The sequence below is a fragment of the Asticcacaulis sp. genome, from assembly GCF_051954415.1.
Taxonomy (GTDB): domain Bacteria; phylum Pseudomonadota; class Alphaproteobacteria; order Caulobacterales; family Caulobacteraceae; genus Asticcacaulis.
Map to the genome: position 1 here is coordinate 67,477 of NZ_JBQCHT010000033.1, position 26,875 is coordinate 94,351.

26 protein-coding genes are annotated in these 26,875 nt (G+C 59.1%); 9 read left to right on the forward strand and 17 right to left on the reverse strand.

The features are described from left to right. Positions 1 to 44 precede the first annotated feature (44 nt). The 4 genes from ACTHND_RS11280 (at position 45) to ACTHND_RS11295 (ending at position 4,616) form a co-directional block, all read left to right on the forward strand. Complete coding sequence (locus ACTHND_RS11280) at positions 45 to 1,181, forward strand: transglutaminase-like domain-containing protein (RefSeq protein ID WP_440178044.1); 1,137 nt, start codon at positions 45 to 47, stop codon at positions 1,179 to 1,181. A 178-nt stretch (positions 1,182 to 1,359) separates the two neighbouring features. Further along, positions 1,360 to 2,739, forward strand: coding sequence for a hypothetical protein (locus ACTHND_RS11285; protein ID WP_440178045.1), 1,380 nt, complete (start codon positions 1,360 to 1,362; stop codon positions 2,737 to 2,739). 147 nt (positions 2,740 to 2,886) lie between these two features. Further along, complete coding sequence (locus ACTHND_RS11290; RefSeq protein ID WP_440178046.1) at positions 2,887 to 3,255, forward strand: hypothetical protein; 369 nt, start codon at positions 2,887 to 2,889, stop codon at positions 3,253 to 3,255. After that, positions 3,252 to 4,616: a hypothetical protein gene (locus ACTHND_RS11295; RefSeq protein ID WP_440178047.1), complete on the forward strand. Its 1,365-nt coding sequence runs from the start codon at positions 3,252 to 3,254 to the stop codon at positions 4,614 to 4,616. Before ACTHND_RS11290 ends, ACTHND_RS11295 begins: the two co-directional genes overlap by 4 nt. A 45-nt stretch (positions 4,617 to 4,661) precedes the next feature. On the opposite strand, the gene ACTHND_RS11300 is transcribed toward ACTHND_RS11295, so the two are convergent. From ACTHND_RS11300 to ACTHND_RS11330, 7 genes are all read right to left on the reverse strand, one after another. Then, complete coding sequence (locus ACTHND_RS11300) at positions 4,662 to 4,967, reverse strand: lipoyl domain-containing protein (protein ID WP_440178048.1); 306 nt, start codon at positions 4,965 to 4,967, stop codon at positions 4,662 to 4,664. Between the two features lie 30 nt (positions 4,968 to 4,997). Then, entirely contained in the window at positions 4,998 to 5,969 is a 972-nt protein-coding gene (locus ACTHND_RS11305) for an alpha-ketoacid dehydrogenase subunit beta (protein WP_440178049.1), read from the reverse strand. A 4-nt stretch (positions 5,970 to 5,973) separates the two neighbouring features. After that, the gene (locus ACTHND_RS11310; RefSeq protein WP_440178050.1) at positions 5,974 to 6,900 is read right to left on the reverse strand and encodes a thiamine pyrophosphate-dependent dehydrogenase E1 component subunit alpha; all 927 of its coding nucleotides are present in this window, start codon (positions 6,898 to 6,900) and stop codon (positions 5,974 to 5,976) included. 2 nt (positions 6,901 to 6,902) lie between these two features. Next, positions 6,903 to 7,760, reverse strand: a complete 858-nt coding sequence (locus ACTHND_RS11315) for a hypothetical protein (RefSeq protein WP_440178051.1) — start codon at positions 7,758 to 7,760, stop codon at positions 6,903 to 6,905. Further along, complete coding sequence (locus ACTHND_RS11320) at positions 7,757 to 8,809, reverse strand: glycosyltransferase family 2 protein (RefSeq protein WP_440178052.1); 1,053 nt, start codon at positions 8,807 to 8,809, stop codon at positions 7,757 to 7,759. Before ACTHND_RS11320 ends, ACTHND_RS11315 begins: the two co-directional genes overlap by 4 nt. Beyond that, positions 8,806 to 9,606, reverse strand: a complete 801-nt coding sequence (locus ACTHND_RS11325; protein WP_440178053.1) for an SGNH/GDSL hydrolase family protein — start codon at positions 9,604 to 9,606, stop codon at positions 8,806 to 8,808. The genes ACTHND_RS11320 and ACTHND_RS11325 overlap by 4 nt, the downstream gene beginning before the upstream one ends. A 222-nt stretch (positions 9,607 to 9,828) precedes the next feature. Continuing rightward, the gene (locus ACTHND_RS11330) at positions 9,829 to 10,560 is read right to left on the reverse strand and encodes a sugar transferase (RefSeq protein WP_440178054.1); all 732 of its coding nucleotides are present in this window, start codon (positions 10,558 to 10,560) and stop codon (positions 9,829 to 9,831) included. A 496-nt stretch (positions 10,561 to 11,056) separates the two neighbouring features. Here ACTHND_RS11330 and ACTHND_RS11335 point away from each other — a divergent pair, with 496 nt between their 5' ends. Further along, positions 11,057 to 11,332 carry a hypothetical protein gene (locus tag ACTHND_RS11335; protein ID WP_440178055.1) on the forward strand — a complete coding sequence of 92 codons (276 nt, stop codon included), beginning with the start codon at positions 11,057 to 11,059 and terminating at the stop codon, positions 11,330 to 11,332. Between the two features lie 2 nt (positions 11,333 to 11,334). Here ACTHND_RS11335 and ACTHND_RS11340 read toward each other — a convergent pair whose 3' ends face one another. Continuing rightward, on the reverse strand, positions 11,335 to 12,618 hold the full coding sequence (locus tag ACTHND_RS11340) for an O-antigen ligase family protein (protein ID WP_440178056.1): 1,284 nt from the start codon (positions 12,616 to 12,618) through the stop codon (positions 11,335 to 11,337). A gap of 227 nt (positions 12,619 to 12,845) precedes the next feature. Between ACTHND_RS11340 and ACTHND_RS11345 the strand changes: the two genes are divergently transcribed. Both ACTHND_RS11345 and galE read left to right on the forward strand, forming a co-directional pair. Beyond that, the gene (locus ACTHND_RS11345) at positions 12,846 to 14,027 is read left to right on the forward strand and encodes a glycosyltransferase family 4 protein (protein ID WP_440178057.1); all 1,182 of its coding nucleotides are present in this window, start codon (positions 12,846 to 12,848) and stop codon (positions 14,025 to 14,027) included. A gap of 115 nt (positions 14,028 to 14,142) precedes the next feature. Continuing rightward, the gene (gene galE / locus ACTHND_RS11350; protein WP_440178058.1) at positions 14,143 to 15,153 is read left to right on the forward strand and encodes a UDP-glucose 4-epimerase GalE; all 1,011 of its coding nucleotides are present in this window, start codon (positions 14,143 to 14,145) and stop codon (positions 15,151 to 15,153) included. Positions 15,154 to 15,168: 15 nt separating this feature from the next. On the opposite strand, the gene ACTHND_RS11355 is transcribed toward galE, so the two are convergent. From ACTHND_RS11355 to ACTHND_RS11385, 7 genes are all read right to left on the reverse strand, one after another. Further along, positions 15,169 to 16,617, reverse strand: a complete 1,449-nt coding sequence (locus ACTHND_RS11355) for a hypothetical protein (protein ID WP_440178059.1) — start codon at positions 16,615 to 16,617, stop codon at positions 15,169 to 15,171. Positions 16,618 to 16,714: 97 nt separating this feature from the next. After that, complete coding sequence (locus tag ACTHND_RS11360; RefSeq protein WP_440178060.1) at positions 16,715 to 17,809, reverse strand: glycosyltransferase; 1,095 nt, start codon at positions 17,807 to 17,809, stop codon at positions 16,715 to 16,717. 60 nt (positions 17,810 to 17,869) lie between these two features. Further along, on the reverse strand, positions 17,870 to 20,068 hold the full coding sequence (locus ACTHND_RS11365) for a GumC family protein (RefSeq protein WP_440178061.1): 2,199 nt from the start codon (positions 20,066 to 20,068) through the stop codon (positions 17,870 to 17,872). Between the two features lie 59 nt (positions 20,069 to 20,127). Further along, on the reverse strand, positions 20,128 to 21,387 hold the full coding sequence (locus ACTHND_RS11370; RefSeq protein ID WP_440178062.1) for an outer membrane beta-barrel protein: 1,260 nt from the start codon (positions 21,385 to 21,387) through the stop codon (positions 20,128 to 20,130). Between the two features lie 82 nt (positions 21,388 to 21,469). Continuing rightward, positions 21,470 to 22,042, reverse strand: a complete 573-nt coding sequence (locus tag ACTHND_RS11375) for a hypothetical protein (RefSeq protein ID WP_440178063.1) — start codon at positions 22,040 to 22,042, stop codon at positions 21,470 to 21,472. Positions 22,043 to 22,176: 134 nt separating this feature from the next. After that, a complete protein-coding gene (locus ACTHND_RS11380) occupies positions 22,177 to 22,737 on the reverse strand; it encodes a polysaccharide biosynthesis/export family protein (RefSeq protein WP_440178064.1) in 561 nt (186 codons plus the stop codon). 187 nt (positions 22,738 to 22,924) lie between these two features. Next, complete coding sequence (locus ACTHND_RS11385) at positions 22,925 to 23,698, reverse strand: metallophosphoesterase family protein (RefSeq protein ID WP_440178065.1); 774 nt, start codon at positions 23,696 to 23,698, stop codon at positions 22,925 to 22,927. Positions 23,699 to 23,974: 276 nt separating this feature from the next. Between ACTHND_RS11385 and ACTHND_RS11390 the strand changes: the two genes are divergently transcribed. After that, positions 23,975 to 24,832 (forward strand): transglutaminase-like cysteine peptidase, encoded by an 858-nt coding sequence (locus ACTHND_RS11390; RefSeq protein ID WP_440178066.1) that lies wholly within the window; start codon positions 23,975 to 23,977, stop codon positions 24,830 to 24,832. A gap of 18 nt (positions 24,833 to 24,850) precedes the next feature. Beyond that, positions 24,851 to 25,453: a hypothetical protein gene (locus ACTHND_RS11395; protein ID WP_440178067.1), complete on the forward strand. Its 603-nt coding sequence runs from the start codon at positions 24,851 to 24,853 to the stop codon at positions 25,451 to 25,453. A gap of 269 nt (positions 25,454 to 25,722) precedes the next feature. Here ACTHND_RS11395 and ACTHND_RS11400 read toward each other — a convergent pair whose 3' ends face one another. Next, positions 25,723 to 26,043 (reverse strand): winged helix-turn-helix domain-containing protein, encoded by a 321-nt coding sequence (locus tag ACTHND_RS11400; RefSeq protein ID WP_440178068.1) that lies wholly within the window; start codon positions 26,041 to 26,043, stop codon positions 25,723 to 25,725. Then, positions 26,040 to 26,705, reverse strand: coding sequence for a hypothetical protein (locus ACTHND_RS11405; RefSeq protein WP_440178069.1), 666 nt, complete (start codon positions 26,703 to 26,705; stop codon positions 26,040 to 26,042). Before ACTHND_RS11405 ends, ACTHND_RS11400 begins: the two co-directional genes overlap by 4 nt. Positions 26,706 to 26,875 lie beyond the last annotated feature (170 nt).

A 26,875-nucleotide genomic window follows, 5' to 3' on the forward strand; every position in this document is an offset into this window, starting at 1 on the left:
GTCAGGTTTTCGGTGACATTTACCGTTCTGTCCCGGAAGAATTGATGACCGGTATGCTGGTGCTCGAAGGCTATGCCAGCGAGACCGACCTTATGGCCGCCCGCAAACAGGCCATGGAAGCGCTGGACCGCGCCACAAGAGACGGGCTGGCCGCACGCATGGATGATACCGGACAGCGGCTGTACGATCCGGTCGAGGTTATTTCCCACCTGAAGACGGCCGGCCGGCAAGGCCGCGACGATTTCTGGCCCCAACGAATGATGCCGACCCTGCGGCAGTTTGTCGAAGACCTAGATCCGTCACCACAGGTTATCATGACCTACAGCCGGAGCTTCAACATGTCCGACTTTTCACCGGATAAATCCCTTCGCCTGCGAATGCCGCTGCCGCTGGCGGAGCGGTATAAGGCCGTCGACATTGAGACGCATCTTCCCGCGGAGGCCAGCCAGGAACGCAAAAGCGACGGCCGGCTGGAGGTGAAGGTCACGACCGCCTCGGCGCCGGAGATAAGTTGCGGCGTGACCCTGACGCTGGAAGCGCAGGCCCAGGACGCGTTGCCGCCACCCACTGACCGTGACCTGTATCTTCGCCCGAAGGAAGGGCTGGTTATGATTTCGGATCAGATCGCGGCCCTGGCGGAACGCCTGGCCGGTAATAACCAACCGGAAAGCGCCGTGCGCGCCTTTTGGAATTACGTCATGGACGAGTTCCAGTTCTGCCCGATACACTATGATCAGGTGTCCGCTGATGCCCCGCTCGACTGGGTGACGGAGAGCGGCATCTATGACTGCCAACTGGCCTCGGCTTTGTTTGTCGGCCTGTGCCGGGCCAGGGGCATCCCCGCGCGTCTCGTCGGCGGCAATTTTCTGTACCGCAACTCACCGACCAACCATTACTGGGCCGAGGCATGGCTCGACAACAGCGGCTGGACCCCCTTTGATTTCCTGAGCTGGGATCTGTCGAACGGCGGCGAAGATGCGACATGGCGTGACCATTTCTATGGCCGGACCGATGCCCGTCTGGTGACCGAATGCCTGCCGCAATCCTTCGTCGGCGCGATCGGTGTCGGCGTACCGCCGGCCTGGCACATTCTACGCACGAAGCGTGACGAAGGGGTCGATATCCAGCTCTTCGACCTGAACGGCACCTTCATCTACCGGGATACGGTGGCCATACGCTGAACCACCTGAGAACCGACAGGTGTTTTCGTCGTCAGGTTGTCTAAAAATGCGCACGGGACCGGTCCATATTAAGGCAAATTAAGTTCCTGATTATCGATTCGTTATTGATAAGCATTCATCCAAAAGTGGAAAATGTGCGGTATGCACATATAGCTCCTCCCCTTGAGTACCGGTATCAATGAATTTTAAGGCAATCACCGGTCGTATGACCGGCATTTATGATGACACTGTAAACAACAATGTCAGCGACAGGCTGTGGCATAAAATTGGTCGTGACGACACCGCCAAACCTGTTGTCATGGGCCGCGTCGATCTGCTGATCGCTGCGTGTTTCTGCCTTATTGCCATCTGCATTGCGGTCAGCGGATTTTCGCTGGCCAGCCACGAACCGGGCCTGCTGGAATACAAGAATATCTGGTTCCAGGCTGATATTGCCCGCGTCATCGATAACATGACGAACCGGGGCGGCAGTCACTGGCGCACGTCCGTGCATCCCATCACCTCGATCCTGCTTTACCCCATCGGCGGTCTGCTCACCACCCTGGGCTTGTCGCCCACCACGGCCGCCCGCATGGTCGTGGTGCTTTTTTGTGCATTGAATGGCGGGATGATTTTCCTTGTCCTGCGGCGCATCAGCCTTCCCCGCATCCCCGCCGCCGTTTTTGCCAGCCTTTTCCTCGGCAGCGCCGCTGTCATCTTCTGGAGCGCCGTCGTTGAGCTTTACCCCATCGCCTGCACCTCGCTCCTGATGGCGCTTTTTCTGATGGCGCCTGGCCACAAGAGCAGGCGTCGCTGGTGGATCATTGTCAGCGCCTTCACCCTGTCCATCACGGTGACAAACTGGGCGGCCGGCCTTATCGCCACCTTCGTGCGCTGGCGGTTGAAACCCTTCTTGCTGATCTCGGCTTCCGTCTTGGGCATTGTCCTGGCCTTGTCGATCACGCAGTTCTTCCTTTTCAAGGATGCGCGTATCTTTATCGACCCGCAGGGGTTGAAATGGGACGCGGTCAGCTTCTCCGAACCGGTCATGGAAAAGAGAGGGCAGTTGCACACCGGCTGGAACCCCGTCGGTAATGTGGCGGTCCTTTATACGGCCAGCGTCGTCGCGCCCCCCGCCAGGGCTGAAAATCAAGGGGGCGAACTGGTGGAGACAAACCAGTTCGGCAGGTTTAGCGACCACACTCCCGCCGGATTGATCGCCACGATTGCCTGGCTGGCACTGTTGGGCCTGGGCATCTGGGGCGCCATCCAGAACCGTCAGGCCCATACGTTTTCAATCGGCCTCGGGCTGATGCTCCTGGCCAATGGGCTGCTTCACAGTGTTTACGGCGAGGTGACATTTCTTTACGCCATGCACGTCATCCCCATGTTGACGGTCCTGGCGGCCATGTCCTGGTTCTCTCCCGCCAGATATGCCGGCGTGGCACTGGCCCTTGTCGTTATCGTGGCGGGGGGCGGAAACAATATTGTCCAGTTTCAGGACTCAGCCCGGCTCGCCGGCAAGATCGCCGTCATGCCGGGGGTCCAGCAGATACAAGGCACGGAAATTGCACATTAGAATGAAAAAGCCATAACAGTGTAACAGAATTTGACAGCCCAGCCGCGTTGCCTGACCGGGCGTCGACATATTGCAGCTTTCCCTTGTACCCGCTTAACGCTAGGCTGCAATATTATACAGACTTCAAAACCCCGACCGAGATTTGAAATGATATACGAACTACGCCTGCCCCTGATTATTCCCCAGATGACGGGCGCCACTGTTGAATGTCTCTATGCCGCCGAAGGCGAGGCCCTTAAGCTGGGTAGCAAGTTCATGGACCTGAGCATCGATCTCGGCAGCGCCTTCGCCCAGGAATGCCCGCCGGTTTCATATTATCGCCTGATCCTGCGCGAACCGGCCATTCTGCGTCAATTCAAGGCCAAACCGGGTGAATATTTTGAGCTCGATGCCCCGATTGCCCTCTTCAGCACAACGGCGGACGAACCGCTCGATCAGGCCCCGGCCCGCGCCGTGCGGGTAACAACCGCCGGCATCATCCATCACGAAGGCATGTGGACCGGAAACAACAGATGACCCTGGTGGCGCTGAAGCTGGGCCAGTTGAAGGCCGATGGTTATACGATCGTTCGGTCGAGCGTCCGCTGGCTGCGCGAAAGCGGTCAAATGTGCCTGGCCAACCAGCCCATCGCCTACTGCAACATTACCCTGGAGCCGACCGGCGCCCGCGTCACCGCGCCCTCGCCTTTCGCCGAAGAACAGGAGTTGCAGGTCGCTCTGGCGCCGCGGGTCAGCGGCATACTGAGCCTCGACCCAAAGGTTGCGCGCGGCGGCTATCTCAGCATTCGCAGCAGCGATCCCTGGGATGCCGATACGGTCATTGCGCATCTGGAAACCAATGAAAAAGCCGATGACGGCAGCGCCGATACCCTGAGGCACCTGATACTGGCCGGACGGCGCATGACGGGTCTGGCCGACACGCGGGCCGGCCTCCTGCCCGGCTGGCATGGTCGCAGCCGGGGCTGGTGGTCCGATGGTGTTGAAAGCCCCACCACCCTGCTGTGTCTCGGCGTCTGTGATGTATCGGGTGTTATTCAGGGCGAACAGTGCGCTTTCCTGGAAATGTTCGAGGCCAGGCGCGCCGCCTCGCAATTCGTGGTCGTGCCCGACCATCCCATTGCGCCGTGCCTGCCGATCCTGATCGACCAGCTAGAGCGCACGCCTGCGCAGTTTCAGGCCATTGCGGACGATGTCCATGCCTATTTCCGCGCCTTAAGCACGCCGCCATCGGCCGATGACTGGATGTTTATCGGCACCATGCTGTCCGTGATGCGGCACACGCCCATCAAGGATGAGTATTCCATCTTCACCTCAAATGGCATCCAGCGCACGGGCGCCGCGGATGCGGTTCTGGTGTCGCTGGCCGTTGAGCCCCAGTCGATACTGCGCCATCGCAAGCTTGGCTACTACATGCACGTCATGCGCCACTATCAGGCCGCCGCAGGCCCGGCCGTGCGCACCTGGCTGGCCACGGCGTTTGAACCCGTGAAGCGCCCGGTCGAGACGATCAAGCAGGATTACGAGCGCCTGATTGATGGCCTTCACCGCACGACGGGCGGCCACCTCATGGTGCTGAATCGCATGTCGACCTCGGGTTATGAGGATATTTCGAGCTATATGGGCTTCGATGCACCGCTCAGCGACACCCTGTCGAATATCGCCGCCAAGGAATGGAACCTGATGCTGACCGACATCGCCGAAACGCGCGATTTTTCGATCATCGACGTGGATGCCATGGCTGCCCAGCTTGGCGGAGCGCAGCATCTGCCGGACGGCATCCACCAGAGCGGCCTGATGCAGGTCGCCTTGCGGGAAAGCATCCTGCAGGGCCTGTCGGACCTGGAGCAGGCTAAGACGCCCGCTGCCGCCGTCAATTAAACTTACGAAGTAAAAAAGCCGGTCTGATCAGACCGGCTTTTTTACTCAGGTTACATCAAACTCAACCAGCAGATCTCCGGCTTCGGCGTCAAGCGCCGGCAGGGCCTCATCAGCCTCATCGCTGAACAGGGCCAGGCGCAGTCCGATTGCCTTCCAGTCGCCCGGATCGGCGAGTACGGCGCGCAACGTGCCTTTTTGACCCGCGCGCACCTCGACAATGGCCTTGTGCGTTTCCAGTTCCACGATCAGATCGCCCGGCTCGAAACTTGCGCCGGCCTCGCCGTGCCATTCCAGGATGCGGATTTCTTCAACGCCCGGAACGGCTGCGGGAACTGACAACTGATAGATCATTTTATTCTCCAAATGGGTATTTACCGGCAATCACTTGCCGAGAAGGTGACGAACGGCCTCTTCAACACGCGCCGCATTAGGTACACAAGCCGCTTCCAGCACCGGATTGGACGAGACCGGCGCACGCAGGGCGCCCACGCGGGTCCAGGGCCGGTAGCCAATCTTTTCAAACACCTGGCTGGCCACTTCAACCCCAACGCCGCAGGTGGTCTGACCTTCTTCGAGGGTCAGCAAACGGCCGGTACGCTCGACTGAAGCGGCAATGGTATTCAGATCAAGCGGCGCCAGGCTGCGCAGATCGACGACTTCGCAGGAAATGCCTTCCTTTTCAAGGTTCGCTGCCGCATCCAGCGCTATACGGACCATATAGCTATGGCAGGTGATGGTGACGTCGGCGCCTTCGCGGCGGATACAGGCTTCACCAAACGGCATGGCGGTTTCGGCCACCGGCACATCGCCCGGCGCGGGGAACAGCTTTTTGTGATCGACAAATACCACCGGCCCATCGCTGCGCAGGGCCGTCTTCATCAGGCCGTATGCGTCAGCCGGCGTCGAAGGCGCCACCACCGTAAGTCCCGGCACGCTCATCAGCCAGGCTTCGATGCACTGAGAGTGGGCCACGCCCTGCCCCTGAGCCCCGGCCGTGGTCTTGACCACCATCGGCGCGGTCAACCCGCCGGCGGTCTTGTAGCGCAGCTTGGCCGCATAGTTGATCAGCGCATCGAAGCCGATCATCAGGAAGTCCATATAGGTGATCACGACCAGGGGCCGGAAACCGGCCGCCGCTGCTCCGGCCGCGATCCCGACCGAGGCCGCCTCGGCCACTGGTGTATCCCTGACGCGCTGCGGGCCGAACTCCTTGAAAAGGCCGTCGAATTCGCGGTAGGAGCCGCCAAAGGATCCGACATCCTGGCCCAGGACAAACACCTTGTCGTCCCGCTTCATTTCCTCGCGGACCGCGCGCGCCACCGCCTCGCGGAAGAACATGCGTGTGGTCATCATCTTATCATCCAACATGCTGCAAGACCTCGGCAGCGTCAGGATAGGGCGAGGCTTCCGCGAACGCCATGGCTTCGGCGGCGCGCTGCAGGGCCTCCTCGCGCAGTTGCGTTGTCTTTGTGTCGTCAAGATGCCCGGTGGTTTGCAGATAGGCCACGTAGCGTTCGATCGGGCAACGCAGTTTGAGCGCCGCCAGTTCGTCGCGGCTGCGGGTTTCGCGCGCCGTGGTCGAATGGGAGCGCAGGCGGATAGAGGCGCATTCGAGGAAGGCCGGTCCCTTGCCCTGGCGGATATGATCCACCGCTTCCCTTGCGGCCTCCGCAACCACTTCGACATCGAGGCCGTCGACTGAACGCGTCCACAGCCCAAAGGTGGCGCCGATGTCCGAAATATTCTGCGCCGCCACCGCCGCCTCGCGCGGGGTGGAAACGGACAACTGGTTATTATTGCAGACAAACAAGAGCGGCAGGTTCCACAAAGCCGCCATGTTGAGGCTTTCGTACAGCCCACCCGCGCCCGATGCGCCGTCTCCGAACAGGATCACGACAATGCCCGGATCATTCGCCATCTGCCGGGCCAGCGCCACGCCGGCTGCGATGCTGATATTGCCGGCGACCACCGCATGCGAGCCAAAGAAGCCGGCGTCCGGATCGGACAGGTGCCCGCGGCCCGCACGGCCGCGATTGATGCCGCCGACCTTGGCCAGCAATTCTGCCATGAGATGCTCAGGCTTCACACCGCGCGCCAGGGCCGGACCAATGGAGCGACCACCGGTCAGAAGCTGGTCACCCGGCTGGAGCGCGGCGGCCAGCCCCACCGCCACGGCCTCTTCCCCTGACGACAGGAGCTGGAAGCCGTGATCCTTGCGCGCGGCCAAGCCATCCTCAAAGGCCCGAATAAGCAACATGCCCCGCAGGGCCTCAATCTGATCCATGACTAAGCGGCTCTCCTTCGGCCGATAAGACGCGCCATTCCAGCCGCGATAAGGGTAAAGCTCTCCTTCGCCCCCCGACGGCGCACGGCCATGATGAGTTTTTGCGATGCTTCGCCCAGGCCGATTTTTCGCTTCAGAACCTGATCGATCAGCCAGCGCACCTGGTCTTCCTGAACGGCATCGGTATTCGTCGAAACGCGCTGCCGGCGCCGGCCGCTGCCCATGCTCATCAGGTTGGCCGGCGTCAGAACGGCTTCCGGATGCACGGCCTGGTCATGCGCCCTGAGATAGGCAAGCGTCCGTTCCTGCGCTTCGAAGGGGATGTAAAGATCGAGGGCATTCGTCGCTATGCACATCGCCAAGGCCTGTCCGGCCACATCCGCCGCCAGCCTGCCCTGCAAACGGTAATTGGTTTCGAGTGCCATGCCGCCGATATCGGTGAGCACGCGATCGAGGTCGACAACAAATACGCCAAATTCACGCGACAACTCGGTGGCCAGAAGATTCAGCCGCCGGATGCGCGTCAACAGTTTGCCTTCCGGGTCTCCCCCCAATGGGATACAACGGAAAACAGTGGCCACCAGCACCGGGTCACCGCTTCCGGCAATGTCTGAAATCCACGCCGACAGTTCCGCCTGAACCTCAGCCCAGGGCGTATCGACAGAGGAGAGTTGTGTCGCCAGCGATACCAGCCGGATCGTTCCCGCCGGCACCTGAGACAGGTCAGCCGGTGCCGTCACCGCCGTGCAGGTCAGGCCAAAGGCTTCCACTTCGAGGGCCGCATTGAGCGCCCCTTCGGCGGAGGAAAGCGCCAGGCGCTCACCTTCCGTCACCCATGCGGCTAGTTGAATCCGTGTCATGCCTCGCCCGCCAGGCTTGACGCCATGGCCCTGTCGTTATTGACCTGGGCGGCAATATAGGCGGCACGAACCGTCTCACGTCCTTCCAGACCGGCACAGCTTGCGGCCGCCTGGGCCAGTTGCGGCAGGGACAGGATGCGCGCCGCCTCCGGCACCGAGTCCAGTTCGCTCAGGCTCTGCCAGAACAGGGGCATGAGCGCCACATCCGGCCGGGGGTGCGCCGCATAGAAGATGTCTTCCCATTCGAGGTCTTCCAGCGGATCACGCCAGCCGCTGCGGTGGGTCATGTGGTAGCTGCGCCCTTCGCAGGCGGTCATCGACATGCCCGACAGGCAAAGCCGCAAGGCCAGTTCCCGGTGTTCGTTGATGCTGATACTGGGATGAAAACCACCGGACGCAATGAAGGCGGCTCGGGAGAGAGACTGATTGGCGCCGGAAGCCGCCGTCCACAGGACACCGCAATCGACCGGCGCCCGCAGGGCCTCCATTTCGAGATCATAAAGGCGGCGCGGACCAAATCCGGGATAGATGCCCGGCTGGCCACGGCGGTCAATACCGGCAAAATCCGTCTCAATCTGCTCGCGGGTGACCAATGACCGCGATCGTTCCGAAGCCGACATGCGCGCGACGCGCTCTTCTTCCCCCGGCTTGGCCGTGCCCGCTTCCGGATCAAGGAAGGGCCGCGTACAGCGCAGGTGATAGGTTTCACCGCGCACAATGAGATTTGGCTTTTCCCTGTGACGGTCCATGTGCCGCGCCACGAAATCCGGCGCCGCCAGGGTGTCGCCGTCGAGGAATATCAGGATATCACCCGTCGCCTTTTCCGCGCCGGCATTCGCCGCCGCCGACCGGCCCGCCGGCTTCGCATGATGCACCACCTTCAGGTCCAGCCTGTCAGGTGCATCTGCCAGCACCTCCGATGTATGATCTGAAGAGCCGTCATTGACTACGACCACTTCAGCCGGCTCACTCTGACAGGCCAGTGAGGTCAGGGTCAACCGCAAACGATCGGCTTCATCCTTCGATCTGATGACTACACTCGCCTTCATACACCCGTCTCCTCATCATCAAATACGCCCAGGTCGTTGAGAATACGCACGACCTCTTCGGCAACCCGCCTGTATCCTTCCGCCGTCAGATGCATGGCATCCAGTTTCAGTGTGTCGGCGCCATGACGCGCCACGATCGCGTCCAGATCGACAATCGATATGCCGACGGCCTGCGACAGCTCTATGAGGGCCAGATTGAAACGCTTGATGCGGGTCGCATAGGTTTCGTCAAGCCCCAGATAGCAATGCACAAAGTCGCCGGGAATGACCGGCGACAGATTGTAAACCAGGATCGGCACGTCCCTGGTTTGCCGGATGCGCTCCACGATGGCCGCGAGGTTTTGCATCGTCTCCTCGACGCTCGCAGAGCCTGTCGATTCAAACTCACTGCGCAGCCACTCCCGGTCTTCGGCTGACCAGGTCGAGGCTTCCGCTGGGTAAAACAGGAAACCGTCGCGCTTGTGACGTACCAGCCGCGATGCCACATCCGGCAGGATGGACAGGATCACGGCATCTGATGGCGTCGTGAAAACATTCTGGCTGAACTGGCTGGCCAGCGGATAGGTGCCCAGCGGCAGATCGCGCACCGAAAGCTCAGGCGGCACCACGCCTTCCGCCGCCAGAAGCGCATCGAACCGGGTGAGCGTTTCGTGACGCAAACGCACCGTCAGTCCCGGATTGGTTTGCCGCAGGACGTCATTGATACCATTCCACAACAAATTACCACCAACGCGACACGAATGCAGCGAGTCATGGACGTCGACATTGCCTTTTGCAAAAAGGGTTATGCGCTTCACAAACAGCCCCTGGGAGTTGCCACATTTAAGCCTTAAAGCGTCAAAAATGCGAGAATAATTTTCAATTACGCGATACTATGTAAATATTTTCCCCTGACTTTGCACTTTTCTTGAGCCTCGTCAGCCGCCAGTTCGCGCCTTGTCCGACAGGGCCAGATACAGTTACCAAAATACCGGTGATGCTGATCAAATATCAGAGGTTTTCAATGACCATGCGGACGGTCAGTAAGACCCGCGCTGAGCCAGGATGCTGGGCACCGTAGCTATCAGAATATACAGATAGAGCGCCACATTACGACGGCGGCAGAACAGGCGGTCCATAGCCACGCGGCGATGATAGCTGACATTGTTACGGCCGGACACCTGCCACAGACCGGTAATGCCAGGCTTGACCGAAGCGTAGCGAACGAAGGTGCGACCGTACTTGCAGATTTCGTCCTGGACGATCGGACGCGGGCCCACCAGGCTCATATCCCCCTTAAGCACGTTCCAGAGCTGAGGGAATTCGTCCAGGCTGGTCTTGCGGATAAAACGGCCAAAACCGGTGATACGCGGATCATTCTTCAGCTTGTGGTCACGTATCCACTCCGCGCGCGCGGCAGCGTCGGTGGCCAGCAGGTTCTTGAGCCGGACCTCCGAGTCCGTCAACATGCTGCGAAACTTGAAGCAGGTAAAGTCCCGGCCGCCCAGGCCAACGCGCGTCTGGCCATAAAATACCGATCCGCCATCCTGGGCCTTGACCATCAGGCCGACCATAACAAGCACGGGCGCGAAGAAAATCAGCGCCAACAGGCTGATCACTATATCGAGAGCACGGATCAGCATATCGGACGACTGCCGGCGCACGGTCTGGAATACACGAAAGGACGAACGCGACCTTTCGATGATCGCATATTGCAAGGTCAGATCGGCATTGCCGTCAATCTGAACGCTCTGCCCCCTTACATAGTACATCAGGTTTTCCAATCGACTTTATCCGTCTGAAATTAAGCTTGTGTAACGTCATCGGAGTCAAGGTGCAAGTGATGCAGCATATAGGGTTTGCGCATTTTTTGCCACTGTTTGGCCTTTTTTGTCACAGCAAAAATAAAGGTATTTTTATACCACAAATTTCCACCTGACCCAAATGCCTTAACGCCACCTTTTATCCGTTTGCAAGACGATATGCACGAAACATGCCAACCTTACGACGGCAGCTTATATTACCCCATCCCATTTGTAGACACCCAGCATTCTGACCTTATCAGAATGTTTTCAGAAAAAACTCACAGCCCACAACATATATGAATAATCATGACGGCAACTACACCATATAGAAAACGAGTATTTGACACCTATTGCCCACGAGAGGACGCCTTCGTTTAACCTTATTAACCAAGTACTGAAAGCAAGTTTTAAGCATTAAATGCCATCTTTCAGGATATTGTAATGCCAGTGAGGGAAGAAGCCCATGCCGCGTTTGAAGGCAAAGCCTGAAATGGCACAGTTTCAGCCGGAAATACGGCCATCTGATACCGCCCCCGTGCGGCTGACGGAAGCCCATGCCGATATGACGGCGCATCAGTCCCCCGCCCTGGCCCTGCAGGCCTGCTTGGAACAGTCCTGGGATGCGCGGCACGAATCCGCCTCGCCTTCCGTCACCAAAATTCCTTTCGGCTGGACGCTCGCTGGCATGTCGATTATTTGCGCCGGCTTCTGGTACGTGCTCCTGCAACTCGTCTTCTGATCTCAGCCCGCGCCGAACGCGCGCGACGCTGCCGTGTTGGTGGCCATGGCAAAACCACTCCCCAGCAGCAAGACCACGAAAAGCGCCAGCGCCGGTTCCTGAAACGCGTAGTCGGTAAAGCCATGCAGCAGGAAAACCAGGTATCCTGCCAGTATGGCCCAGATACGCCCGCCCATCTGACTGCGGCGCCGCGCCGCTGAAATCATCGGCAGCAGAACAGCGAGATTTAGCGCCCCCAGCCCCGCCAGGCCGATAACGCCCGTTTCCTCGAACCACTGAAGGTAGACATTGTGGGTGGCGCGGATAACCGCCAGTTCGGAATAATCCTTCGCCGTCACGATATGACTGTTCACCGTATTGAACGATCCCAGGCCAGATCCAAGCCAGGGCTGCTGCATGGCAAAACTGAAATGGCTTTTGAGTATGGTTGCCCGCACCTGCGCGTCCCCGTCTATGCCGTTGAGACGCCCGATAAGGCTCGCCAATGGCGTAGCGAAGATAACAATCAAGACCATAACGATTGCTGCGCCAACGGCCGCCAGCTTCGGCAGGGACAGGTGATTGCGCAACAACAGGACTGACAGCAGTACCAAGCATACTATGGTGGATATAATGGCGCCGCGCGAAACCGTCAGCATCAGAGCGGCCAGGCTTACAGCGCAAACGCCCGCCATTATGGGATCGATGCGCTCCAGTATCTGCGCCTCCCGTCGGGTCAGGACGCGACTGATAATACGCCCCAGCGCCATGACACCCAGGGCACCGAACAGGGTGCCGGCACTGTTGGGAGAACTGAACGCCCCCGTCAGCCGTCCGGCGCCGAATTTAATAACGCCGTATATGCCCGCCGGATCGAGGATAAACATAATGAGGGAAGCCAAAGCCCAGATTCCACCCGCATAGAGCAGAGCATCAAACAGTCTCCTTGCCCCGTCGTCCGTCAGTGAGCAGCGCAGGCCCAGCATGAAGGCGCAAATGACCCCGCCAAGCTTTATGGCTTCCAGCCAGACCGCCGAGTGATCATAAACGGCGAAGGTTGCGGAAATAGTCACCCCCACGACAAAAACACCCAGGGAAATCAACAGGCTCCTGACAGCCTTACGCTGCACCAGCGCCGGGTTTTCCGCGACAGGCACGATAAATGCTATCGCGGCCAAAGCAGCGAAGACAGCCGTCAGCATCGTGGCCGCGGCGGGAAGATCAGAGCCGCGTATGGCAAAGGCCACCAGGACGACAGCCGAAACGATCGCCGGCCACAACCAGGCCGAATATCTTTGCCACCCCATGCGCTTTTTCCCTCACCCCGTATGCTTTTCTCATCTGCCAGCCCGCAACATAAAGGAGGTCGCAAGGCAGGGCGAGGCCCTTTTTTACCGAAATGGTAGCAAATAATAGACTAACGATATTTAAAGGGGTCTATGCCAAATATAGACATTATAAAATTACCCGTTTCCTCCATTTCAACTCCGCAAAACTGATGAACGCTGACAATATTTCCCCTGAAGACATAATCATGTACGCACGCACTGAACTTTCATCGGGGGGCGTCAAGCCAGAGGCAGTAACTAATCAGAAGCGCCCCCCCCGTAAAATCTATTTCAATGGCCGTTTCCTGACTGCTGTTCCGTCGGGTGTGCATCGCGTGGCTCAGGAAATGATTGTCGCGGTCGACAAACTCCTGATCGAAGACCCGACGCTCGCCGCTGCGTTTGACCTGACCCTGGTCACGCCCCCAAAGGTGCGCCACCGACCGGCGCTAGCCAGGGTTCGAAGCAAGATTGGTGGGCGGCTGAAAGGTGTCCTGTGGGAACAATTCGATTTGCCGCGTCTCACGGCCGATGGTTTGTGCGTCGGTTTCTGCAATGCGGGTCCGCTCATCAGGCGCAATGCCATGACCATGCTTCATGATACGCAGGTCTATTCCATGCCGGCCTCCTATTCCCTCGCCTTTCGCCTTTGGTATAAAATCGCCCTGCCCGTGATCGGCCACCACCACAAACATATCCTCACCGGCGCCGCCGCCGCCAGATCAGACCTTGTCCGCTATGGTGTAGCGCCAGCCGGGAAAATCAGCATAATTCCTCATGGCTGCGATCACATTCTGCGCATTACCCCGGACGAGACCGCGGTTGCGCGTCTTGGTCTCGACACCCGCCCCTACGTCCTCTCCCTGGCGAATACCCAGTTCCACAAGAACATAAGCATCCTCTTGAAAGCCTTCGCTGATCCCGTTTTGAAACAGGCCACCCTGGCGCTTTTCGGCGGCGCATCGGCGGCGGATTTCGAAGCCGCCGGTCACACGGTGCCCGAGAATGTCGTATTTCTCGGCCGTATATCAGATCCCGAACTGGTCGGCCTGATGAAAGGGGCGACGGCTTATGCCTGTCCATCCCTGACCGAGGGCTTTGGCCTCCCCCCCCTTGAAGCCATGCTGCACGGTTGTCCGGCCATTGTGGCTTGCGATTCCCTGCTGGAGGTCTGTGAAGATGCGGCGCTCGTTGCCGATCCGCATGACCCGGCGACCTGGGCCGCACAGATTTACCGCCTGATGACCGATGAGGATTTAAGAAACGACATGCGCGTCCGGGGAAAGGTCCAGGCCGGGAAATATACATGGCAGCGGGCGGCGCGCCGGCTTTTGCGGACGATCGCCGAAGTCGAAAACATGCCAGTGCCTGAGGCCCTGTTGCCTTAACCACTGCCGCACAATACAATTCACGCCTCGAAAGCGGAGATTATTTGAATGTTAATTTCAATCATATAATCAGCAAGTTATATATTTAAGGCCACTCACAAAGCGGACATACCCTATGGAAACCATCATTGTTCTGGGCGGCGCCGGCTATATTGGCAGCCAGGCTTGCAAAACATTGCATGAGGCCGGCATTCAGCCGGTAACCTATGACAATCTGTCCCTTGGTCACGAAGAATTTGTCAAATACGGGCCGCTGGTCAAGGGCGACCTGCTCGATACGACCCTGCTCAGCGACACCATTCGTCGGCATAATGCCAGTTGCGTCATGCACTTCGCCGCCCTGGCCAGCGTCGCGGATTCCGTAACGGACCCGGCCAGCTACTACCGCAACAATGTCACCGGCACCCTGTCCGTTCTGGAAGCCATGCGTGCGACAGACTGCCGTTCGCTGGTCTTCTCATCGACCTGCGCCATCTATGGACAGCCGGAAAGCGTACCGATCGCTGAAACCTGCGCCAAGAACCCGATCAATTCCTATGGCCGCAGCAAGTTGATCTGCGAACAGATGATGGGTGATTACAGCACCGCCTATGGCATTCGCTCGATCGCCCTGCGCTATTTCAACGCGGTAGGGGCTGATTTCGATGGTGAGATCGGTGAATTCCGCGACAATGAAACCCACATTATTCCACGCGCCCTGATGTATCTGCTGGGGCATCTCGACGAATTCGTCATCCATGGCAGCGATTTCCCGACACACGACGGCACGGCGATCCGCGACTATGTCCATGTGAAGGACCTGGCGGAGGCCCATATTTCGGCGGCACGACTCCTGGCGAATGGCCACCCTGGCGGCGCCTACAACCTGGGCCAGGGCACCGGTTATTCCGTGTTGCAGATCCTGTCGGCAATCGAGCGGATCACCGGCCGCAAGATGCCGGCCGTCACCGGCGGCCGCCGCCCTGGCGATCCGGCCATACTGGTGGCGCAGCCCGCGCTCGCCCGCGACGTTCTTGGCTTTGTGCCGCGCTATTCCTCTCTGGAGGATATAATCGGCACGGCATGGGCCTGGCATCAAAAGGCCCATCCGCAAAGGGACCGGCCGCTTTCGGCTGCCAGCGCCTGAAGTTTACTATCAACGCTAAACTGATATTTTTTGTGCTCCGGCATCAGCCAGAACGGCAGCGCCGTTCCTGTTCCGACCTTGCCAGGATACCAGGGCCGCGGCAAATATTGTGCCGAACAGGAAGGCATTTTTCAGGCCGAAATCCGCCGTCGTGCCCGCAAGTATGCCCGCGGTGAGCCCCGGCAGGAATGACCAGCGCAGACCGGAAACCAGCGCCGCATTGACCGTATCCCCCGGATAGGCGCGCCGAAGCATGGATTGCAGCACAAAGCCGTAATAGAGCAGCCCCCCCAAAAAGCCGGTGTTACTCAATACCGCGACCACCTCATTGGACGTGCGCGTACCGCCCATCCCGACGCCCAGTCCATAGGTGTCAAACAACGCCTTCCACGAGGTCGCCGTCCAGAAACTGCGCTCCTCGAAGGAAACCGTACGCGTCTTTTTAAGCACCATCTGGTCAAACAGCCGGAAAATCGGGTCGAAGACTTGTGGATGGATGACGAAAACCGCGAAAATCAGCGCCGCTACAACAAAAGCGGCCCAGAATTCCAGTTCCAGTTCACGCCCGGCACGGGTGCCGTGCCGGGCACTCTTGGCGCGCCATAAAAACTCCAACAGAGCAAAGACACAGAACACGACCAGAGCCACATAGGCCGAAGATGAGGTGGATAACCAGACGAACAGCAACAAAAGCGTTGCTACGACCGGAACCACTTTTTTCCTGTAGAAGGTATCGGTGATGGCATGGCGCAGAAAATACAACAATGTCAGCAACTGTGTACACAGGGCGCCATAGACGGACGATTCCGGCATGAGCCCAACAACCCGCCGGGTGCCGCCTTCAAGCGTCACATCGGTCATCAATACATAAGTGGCCGTGCGGAATGGCGCGAGCAACCAGCCCAGAGTGACGAAATGGCTGGCATAATCCAGTATGCCGGTAACGACCGCCACCACACCACCGATGCACAGGCCCTTGAGCGCATTCTGCTGTTGTTTTGGGTCAAGCATCAGACGCGCGAAGGTGACGACCGTAATGGCCGAAATGGTCAGGTACATGATCTGTGAAATATTCTGCGTCGTCGGCTCCAGGAGCTCGGACTGGAAGAACCGTGTCACCTTCATCGGAACGATCGTGATGGCGCCTGCGAAAAAGCGGGGGCTGAAGATCGTCACCAGGACGGCGACGGCCCAGAACAGCGTCAGCAACAGCAGACCGCGCGGCGACAGGATCGCGGAAGTCCCAAATTTGACCGCCTTGCCGGTCATGAAGGTACGCAGGAACAGGATGCAGGCAACGATCGGCGTGGGTGTGAGCGTCAGGCCCATGGTCATGCTTGGCGGGAAAACGGCAAAAGACCCAAAGGGCATGGTCGCAAAAAAGAGATAGATCAGGATCGACCGATTGCCGAACAGGCCCATCAGGGCCAGCCCCCAGAATATCGCTATCGGGATAAAATCCATCTGCCCTAAAATCCTTTATGATTCAGGCGAAAAACGATGGCGGCCGGACGCGGGAACCAAGTCGCTCTTCTGTCATGTTTTGGTGCGGGTGACAAGATCATGCCACGTCCGCCTGCGGCAGGCACGACGCAATGAAGGCTTGCAGCCGGCTCTTGAAAACATCGCGGTTCCAGTCCTGGGCGTGCCTGGCAATAACCGCCGGATCGAAATCATCCAGCCGCGCTTCGAACCGGTTTATGGCGTCAATCAGGCTGTCTGCCGTCTGCTCATTGAAGAATACGCCTGTCTTGCCCTCAACGACCGTTTCGACCGCTCCGCCTCTGCGATAAGCCACAACGGGACGACCACTGGCCATGACTTCCAGGGGCACGATGCCGAAATCTTCCAGGCCGGGGAAAACCAGCGCCCGACAATTGCGAAAATGGTGCGCCATGGTGGCATCATCGACCTTGTCGAGAAAGGTGATTGTCGGTCCCGCCAGGCGTTTCATTTCCTTTGTCGCGCCGGAGCCAATCACAACCAGGCGCCGGTTCAGGCGGGTGCAGGCTTCAATGGCCACATCTATGCGTTTATAAGGCGTAATCTGGCCAGCGCAGAGATAATAGTCTTCCGGCGTATCAGACGGCGTGAAACGGGACACATCGACCGGCGGATGGATCACCGTGGCCTCGCGCCGGTAGAACTTCTCTATGCGCTTGGCCACAAAAGCCGAATTGGCGATGAAGTGATCGACGCGTGCCGACGTGGTGACGTCCCACGCCCGCAGCCAGCTTGATGTCAGACGCATGGCCAGTCGCGCCAGCCAGCCGGACTTGCGGTAATATTGCGGATAAAGATCCCAGATATAGCGCATGGGAGAGTGGCAATAGCAGATATGCACGGCTTCCGGCGGCGGGATAATCCCTTTCGCGGGGCCCGCCTCGCTCGACAGGATCAGGTCGTAGCCCGTCAGGTCAAAGGCTTCCAGTGCCTGCGGCATAAGGGGCAGCATCTTCTGGTAGAAGCGGCGGCCACCGATTTTTTGCAGGAACGAGGTGGTAATCCTGTGCTTCAACAGGCGCGGTGAGAGCTTGTCAAGATCCACTACAAGCGTGAAGATATCCGCCTCAGGGTACAGTTCGCACAGGCATTCGAGTACCTTCTCGCCGCCCCTCATGCCGACCAGCCAATAGTGAACGATAGCGACTTTCATCCGGTTTTTTTGCCTTGCAACACCCATGATCCGCGCGATCAGGCGCAGGGGATCAGGTGGCTATTCCTGATAGTACTTCTTGTACTGATCGTAGTAATAGCCGCTGTCGCCGTAGCCATATTTGGCCTGTTCCTTGACATTGACCTGGGTCAGCACCACGCCGCAGACATGGGCGCCGGTTTCGGTGAGCAATTCCAGCGACGCCTGCGCGGCCTTGCGCTGCGTCTTGCGCCAGCGGACCAGCATGGCCACCACATCGGCTTTGCGGGCCAGAATGCGGGTATCGACCACGGCCAGCACCGGTGCCGTATCCAGGATCACCACATCGAAGCTGGCGCGCAGCTTGTCAAGCAACTGATCCATGGCTTCGGAACCAAACACATCCTTGGGCGTGTAGGCGCTCTCAACCAGTGGCAGATACAGCACATTGGTCAGGTCGTCCTTGATCAGGACATCTTTCAGTTCAGCCTTGCCGGCCAGGACTTCAAGCAGGCCCCCTTCAACCGGGCCAGTGATGTACTGATTGATCGAACGGCGGCGCAGATCGCAATCGACCACCACCACGGACTGACCGGACAAGGCCATGACGCGCGCCAGACAGACAGAGGTCGTCGTCTTGCCTTCGCCGGGCAGTGAAGAGGTCACCGCGATGACCTTTACGTCGTGCCCAATGCGGGAATAGATCAGGGCGGCGCGCATGATGCGGAAGCCTTCGGAAAAGACCGACAGGGGCTTGTCGACGACATATTGCGCCGGCGTGGCCTTCTGACCGCGCGTCAGGGTGGAGGCCAGATCGGCGACATTACCCAGGTGCGGCTGGCGCAGGATGGTTTCGACATCCGTGGCCGTCGTCAGCCCGCTGTCCAGAGCGCGGCGGATCAGCACGGACCCCGTGGCCGCTCCCAGAGCGCCTATGAAGGCCAGGGCCATCGAGAGAGGAATTTTAGGCGCGCTCGGTCCCGTCGGCAGGGCAGCGTTCGATACGATCCGGGCATCGGAGCGATCAATGCCTTCCTGCGATGAGGTTTGCTTGAAACGATCCAGATAGGATTGGTACAGGGTCGAAACCGCGTCGGCATTGCGCTGCAACTCATTCAGCTTGACCATGGCCTGATTGTTGCCGACCAGTTGCCCCCTCGCCTGCGCGACGCTGCCGGCAAGTGACGCCGTGCGCTGCCGTTGAATTTCGGCCTGGGCTTCCAGATTTGACATAATGCGCTGGATTTCGGCGCGGATCTGGGCGTCGATATCGTTAAGCTGGTCCTGCGCCTTGATGATGTCCGGGTGCTTGCTGCCGTAACGCGACTGCAGATCGGCCAGACGCTGGCTCACCGTCGTTCGCTGGGCGCGCAGGTTTTTGACCACGTCCGAATTGAGCGCTTCGCCGACATCTTCGCCGCCGGACCCCGCTGTCAACTGACGCCGGGCAACGGCCAGACGCGCCTCGCTTTCGGCCCGGTCAACCTTCACACCCGCCAATTGCTGGTCAAGTGTCGTAATCTGTTGCTGGCCAAGGGTGTTGTCAGGCGAGACCGCCAACAGATTGTGAGCGATCTTGTATTGCTGCACCGCCGTCTCGGCGGCTTCCACCTGGGTACGCAGGTCGCCCAGACGGCTGTTCAGCCAGTCATTGGCTTCCTTTGTGGCCTGGAACTTTGTCTCCAGTTGCTGAGACAGATAGAGACGCGCCCACTCATTGGCGATCCGTGCCGCCTTCTCCGGAGAAGTGGACGTAAAGGAAATAGTGATAATCCGGGTTGCTCCCGAACGCGCGACCGTCAGGTGCCCCAGTACATTATTCAGAACAGCCTCGTGCCGCCCCTGAGCCTCCAGAGGGGTCAGTCGGCGATTATCCGGTTTGTTCTTGATCAGGCCGAAAAAGTGGCTGCTGTTGAGCGCCGGATTGAACTCGGGATCCTGGTCCAGTTGCAGCGAGCGCAGAACCCGGTCGCCCAAGGCATTTGACTTGAGTATCTCGACCTCGGTATCGACCGTCACTGCATCGGGCGGCAGGTCCGACAGGACATCCTGGTTTGGCGTGGCATTCAGGGTGCGCGGGTCCATCATGACGCTGGCCGTGGCCGTGTATGTTGGCACCTGCATCAGCACCGGCACGATGATCAGCAGAAAGACGCACCCGAAAATGACCGCAAAGAACCGGCTGAAACGTCTGAAATCCGCTATAATGGCGGTCAGGTCGAGCGAAGGCAGCAGGCTGTCCGACCCATCGGCTTCAGGAGAGTGTTTATCCGAGATCATAAATTGTGCCAGCGTAAGATTGAATAGAAGCCCGGATTAATGCCTCCGGTCTCATGAGCTTAATACTGAAGCCCTAAAGAAACCCTCAATGCGTTATCCTTGTAACCCGGAATGGCGCCGTTTCCTTTGGATTTGTTCTCGCTGTGTGTGTAACCGCCCCGGATGACGACGTGACGATTGACCAGATATTTGGCGCCCAGCCACAGATTGGTCCGGTCATCGGTCCGGTCGACGCCGTTATATTCGTCGGTCGTATAACCATAGGACGCACTGAGCACCAGGGTACGGAGCAATTCGTAGTCCGCGCCGATTTGCGAAGCGGTCGATGTATAGCTGGAAGCGCCGAATTGCGGGGTTTCCTGGATCGTGCGGGCTGTATTCGCCCAGACGGTCAGCAACTGGGTGGGGAAATACTGGACATTCGCCGCAAACGACACGCCGTCCACCTTCGGGAACGCCGGATTGTCATAGGTCTGTTCCTGATAGCCGATCTGGGCCTCGCCCCGGATCAGGTTGGTCAGGTCGAAACTGGCGCCGACGGCGGCATCGTAACCATCCGAGTCACGGTTGATGGCCGCATCCTTATAATCACGCTTATTGCCAACCCAGATGGCGTAGATCGAGGTATCGGGGCTCAATGCGTAATCTGCCCGACCGGAATAGTTGACCTGAGTCAGGTCGCGGTCACCCTGCGGGATCACAACGCCACCAAGAGTGATGGCATCTTCATACTTCAGATCGGTCAGTACGACCTGGCCGACAAAGCGCAGGCGATTGCCTTCCGCCACAAAACCGGCGTTCGCCACAGTGGCCTTGTATTCGATCGGCTTGGCCAGGTTGGTGGCGACCGTCTGCGCCGACGGATCATAAAGGGCTTCGAAGGCGTCGCTGTAATTGATGCCGGCAAACAGATTGCTGCGGCCGTGAATATCGAGCCGGCCCGCCAGCGCGGCTTCCCAGCTCGTGGTATTCAGGTTGTCGTTATCCGCATAGTTCATGAAGGTCGACCGCAGCGAGGCGGTCATTTGATGGCGGCCCCAGTCGGAGGTAATCCGCACGCGCGGCGTGATGGCCGAATAGGTGTCAGAGACCTCATTGGCGGGCGCGTAATAGATATTGTCATTGCTGTTGACATCGACATCCAGAGACGGCGCCACATCGAACACACCCCAGCGCAGGCCACGCGGCTCATATTCAGGCGGAATGCGTTCGGTGACCGCGATATTGCGATCACGGGCAAAGTTGGAATCCTGAGCGTGCGCCGCATTAGCTGCAAGCAAGGCAACGGAAAGCACTACCAGCGATGTGCCGTATTTCATATTAATCCCCGTCATACTGACAAAGTCGTTGGAAAGAGCCCTGCGGACGCGGGCCTGAACTAAAAAACAAATATGCGCCGGATTAACCTGCGCGATAACCAGCTCCGGCCGGCGCACCCTTGGGCGCGATGGGCAGGTTGCCGCCATGATTGCGGCCATTGACCGCGCCGGGCGACGTCTGGTCGAACAGCTTTTCCAGGTCACCCTGAACACGCCCGAAAGCCGCTGCGACGTTCTTCGACAGGTTCGGCGTGTTGGAGGCGCGGGTCAGGGCCGTGGAAATGCTCAAGGTCGGCACACCGGCGGCTACCTGGGCTTTGATGTCGTTTTCGATGGCGACAACGATCAGCGCAACGACGTCTTCGGATACAGCCGCGTCGCGCGCCGTGGCGTGGGCGCTCTGCCCTGGCTGGGCGGCACCTTCGCCGGCCACTGCCGGTCCGTTACCCGTGACGCCCGCTATGGCGGCCGCATCGCTGCCCAGGGCCACGAAGGCGGCTTCTTCCGCCTGGTTGGCGGTAGAGACCAGCTTCATCGCCAGGGAAGACGATTCTTTTTCAACATTTGCAGGCACGACACCGGCTGGCGCGGCAATAGCGACGGCAGCGACCGACAGTCCAACGACAGCGCCAAGTCCCAGGATGATCTTTTTCATTGGCTTCAAGCCCCTCGGCGGCGAAAAGAATCTCTTTTTCGCACTTGCTAAAACGAAATCATAATACGGTTATCGATTCAAGCCCAATAGCCCAAACCGCTTTAGGTGCAAAGTGATTACACCTAAAGTGATACCTAAAAGTAACGTTCGGCGATGCGAATCGTATCGCCCGGCGCCACCATGGTCGCGGAGGTCAGAGGCACCTCCTCTTCGGTCGTTGCACCGGCGTGGCGGATAAAGACCTTTTTCTGATTGGCGCGGTAGGTATAGCCGGAGGCCAGGGCCACCGCGTTCACGACCGTAATACCGTTGCTGTAAGGATATTCGCCCGGCTTGACGACCTCCCCAAGGATGTAGAACGGCCGGAAAGTGAGCACCTCGATACTGACCCGCGGATCCTTGAGATAGCCTTCCTTGAAGGCAGTCTCCACATTGGCCTGCAATTGCGGCGCCGTCAGGCCGGCCGCACGGACGTCCCGAATCAGCGGCAGCGAAACAATGCCGTCCCCCGAAATCGTGAATTCGCCGCTCAGGTCAGGCTCACCGAAGACGATCAGCCGGATCTTGTCACCTGAACCAAGCCTGTATTCATAGCCGGCACTCGCCGTTGCCGCGGCCGGCACATCTGCGGGCGCCGCCACAACCTGCGCATTTGCCGCAACACCCGTGCCAAAAAGGATCACCGTCAGGAGCATCAGCCCCGTCAGTAACGTTCGAAAGCGATTGAATAATATCTGCAATCTGTCCACGTCTGCCTCAGGAATTAAAGAGGTTGTCTCAATTTACGCTTTTACGCCAGTTTACGCTTAAAATACACAGCACCCGCCCATATTGCCGAGGCCTCCCCTAAACCGTTGCAAAAGATATGCCAGAGCAAACGCCCTAGAAGCGAACCTGCATGATTCGGCGGGAGACATCTTTCAGCCGCACCGCTGTCAGGACGCCGGTGGCGTAGGCGCCGCTGTCGATTCCGATGCGCCAGCGCTTGTCCGCCGGCTCTTCCTCCGGTGTGTGGCCATGCACCACCACGAAGTCACATGCCTTTTCGGACGCCATGAACGCCCCCCTTACCCACAGGAAGGTTTCGGCGCCCTGCTCTTCCAGTGGCAAATCAGGCCGCACACCCGCATGGACAAAGACATAGTCATCCACTTTCAGCAGGTACTTCATATTCTTGAGCAGCGCCAGATGCGCTTCAGGCAGGGCGTCGGCAAACGCTTTGCGCGTTTCCTCCCACTGTGCCGGATCGGTACGCGACGCCGGCAGGGCCACACCATACGATCCCAAGGTGCTGCCGCCGCCATAATCCACCCAGGACGGCCCGTTCTGCGCCGTGTGCAGGAATTTCAGCAGGGCTTCCTCGTGATTGCCAAGCAGCACCTCGACATCACACCACGCCTCCTCCTGAAGCCTGAGTATGCGCGAGAGCACGCCCGCGGAATCCGGCCCCCGATCAACATAGTCCCCCAACAGAACGATCAGCGGGCGCTCCCCCTTCGCCATCTCATCACTGCGCACCTGTTCAATCATCCGTTCGAACAGGTCGAGACGACCGTGAACATCACCGATGGCATAGACCAGCCGCCCGATCCGCGATGCCGGCGGCTCAGGTTTTGGCTTCGACGTGCCGAAAAGAGACTTTAGCGCGGTCAGCATGAGTATGTGTGATGAATCCCGAAACCGTGAAACATCTTATTCTTTCGCACTGCCACACTCAAGGGCCTGCGGTGGTTTTTAACCTTTTGCACAACCGGTGTGGGAAAAAGTCCATACAGATCACAAAAGCGTGGGAACAGGGCGCCTTGCCGCCATTAAAAAACAGGCTTAATTATTGTAAACCATAGCTGTACATCAGTTATTGACGATACTTTTTAGCCTGAAATTGAATCTTGTTTGAGAGGATAACATAACCACAAAGAGGATGTGATGGTTATGACTCGTATTAACAAGTATGCAAAAAGCCATTTACTTGCATTCGCCACCATCACAGCCGCTCTGGGCGGCCTGTATGCCGGTACAGGGATAGCCGCTGACCGTTCTTCCCTCCAGGCAACCTTTCTGCCTGCCGGACGGCAGATCGCGGCCCCCACAGCCTTCCTGGAAATGTGCTCGCGTTCGCCGGAAGACTGCCAGCAGTCGGCGCAGCCAGAAGCGGCGCGCATTGTTTCCCTGGCCCGGCAGGCCATGGTCGAGAAATATGAGCTCGCCTTCACACACCAGATCAAGGACAGTGCGCAGGATCCCGTGCCCGGCGCCGTCACGCCCGCGCAATGGCCGCGCCTTGGCGCTAACCGCCAGGACAATGCCACGCCGGCCTCCGCCCCGGCCGCCGATTATGACCGGATCGACCTGGACAGCGACACCATGGCCACATTGAAGGCCGTTAATAATCGCGTCAACCGGACCCTCATCGCTGACACCGACGCCCGCGTCTACAATGTCAATGATTACTGGGACGCCCCGGCCCTGACTCCCGGCGCGCGCGGCGATTGCGAAGATTTCGCCCTGATCAAGCGCCGGCTGCTGATCGCGCAGGGTATACCGGCTGCCGCCCTCAGCCTGGCGATCGTCCGGACGCGCTTTAATGAAGATCACGCCGTGCTCGTGGTCGCTACGAAGCAGGGCGATTTCGTCCTCGACAACCTCGCCTACAGGGTCAGGCCCTGGCAAAAGACCGGCTATTACTGGGTATCGCGTCAGGCGCCAGGCGACGACCTGGCCTGGGTGTCGCTGGCCCCCGCCCCTGCCTCCACGCCTGCGCCCGCCATACATGTAGCCTACAATCGTTAAACCTGTTATTCCGGTTTCATGACCCAAACCCTGTTATGGACCCGATCCCTCAGATACGGCCCTCCCGGCGCGGCGCTGGCCATAGCCGTGCTCGGCACCGTGGCGGCCCTGCAGTTCGCCCTGCCGGATACCATGCCGGTTGTCCTGCCTTTTTCAGAGTCGCTCTACGCACGCACACTGGCCGCCACCGATAATGACCGGCGCATAGACCTGGCGAACAAAGCGGTAAACGCAGCGCCGGGACGCGCCGAAAACTGGCTGCTTTTGGCTTCCGCCTACCAGCAAAAGGACGCGGCACTTTCCGGACGCGTGCTGGACGCCCTGCGCCGTTCGTATGTAGCAGGCCCGCTGTCGCCGGACGCCCATGACTGGCGCCTGGCCTATGTTTTTTCCAACTGGAGCCTTATGCCAACCGATCTCAAAAGCTCCGCCATGGCCGAAGCGGAAGCCTACGCCACACGCTACGCCGGCTTCACATATATCAAGGAACTGGCGCCGACCCTGGCTGATAATGATGGCCGCATGGCCCTGGGGCTGGTCGCCCTGACCCACGACCGCGCCATGGACAGCGCCCGCCGCCTGGCCCAGTATCGCGCCATGCGTGAGAATACTCCTCAGTGATGTAGAGAGACCGCACCGTGCGGTCGCCTCAGAGCCCCCCAAAGCGCCCTGAGACGATAGCTCACTGCCTGCACCGCCCCCTATTCCCCCGGAATTCTGACGGCTCAGACAACATAGCTGCACGGAAGCCCGCTATTCGCAGGCCCGGCACCGGACAAATTCGTACCATCAAAGGTCGCGCCACAGTCCGGCAGCGGTATGGATACACTTAAAAAGTGCACTTATCAACACCAAGTGATAACGGTTTGTGTCTTTTTTTTGGGCTTGATTTACCCCTGCGCGCCTCGGCCAGGCACGGCGTTCAGCAGGCTTTGCAGGTGATCGAGATAATCATAAAAAGCATCCCGACCGGCGGCCGTCAGGCGGGCGATCGTGCGCGGCTTGCCGGCCGAGATGGTTTTATCTAGTTGGATATAGCCGGCGTCATCGAGCTTTTTCAGGTGTTGCGACAGATTGCCATCACTGATGCGGATTTCCCCGCGCAGGGTCACGAAGTCGGCCTTGCCGACCGTTGACAGGAAGGCCAGGATTGCCAGGCGGGCGCGGCCATGAATGACCTCTTCCAGGCTTTCGTGGGCAAACAGGCTCATATGGTCCTCATCTTGGGTTGGGCGCGCCGCTCGGCACGCAACAGAACAAGGCCGGGCGCCGTCATGAAGCAGACGGTGGCCGCGGCCATAACGATATAACGGTCGATCGGGCTATCAAGCACGAACATGGCCCCAGCGGTCAGCATCCAGCCGCCCGCCATACCCAGCAGCCATGACTGACTGCTCGATGTTGCCATCACCGCCAATACAAGGCTGAACACAATGGCCAGGAAGGCCATGGTGATATGCGGTTCGGAAACCCTGGTCCACTGGCTGCCGAGCAGGAAGACGGCGATACCGATGCCGGCGAATACCCAGGTCGTGGAAATCGCCTGGTTGCGCCAGGACCGGAAGGCATAGCCGCCGCGCCCAAAACGTGAAATCAGCAGCGCGCCCGGCACGCCAATGATCGCCGCGCCCCACCCAACCGGCAGCCCCGCCGGCAGCCAGTCGGCCGCCATCAGGGCTTTCAGAATATGGGTGACAGCCAGCACAATGCCCCACCAGGCCATGACCGACCCGCCCGCTGTCGCCAGCGCGTCCCCACGGCTGACAAGCTCGCGCAGGCTGTGCAGTTCCTCGCCGAGATAACCGGCCTCTTCAGGATCTAGGCGCGGCAACAGCGGGTTGCTTGTCTCTGATATGGAACGATGATCCGGCATGATCGGGGTTTACTCTTTCTTTCATGTCCAGATTAGGGCTTTTTTCCCTGAATACCAGCCCATTATAGCAAGAACGACATTATATAAGCCCCAATTCGGCCAAACCTGCCGCGCATGATCACAGGATGGAATCCCGGCTCACCGGCTTCCGGCCCGCAACGCCTTACGAG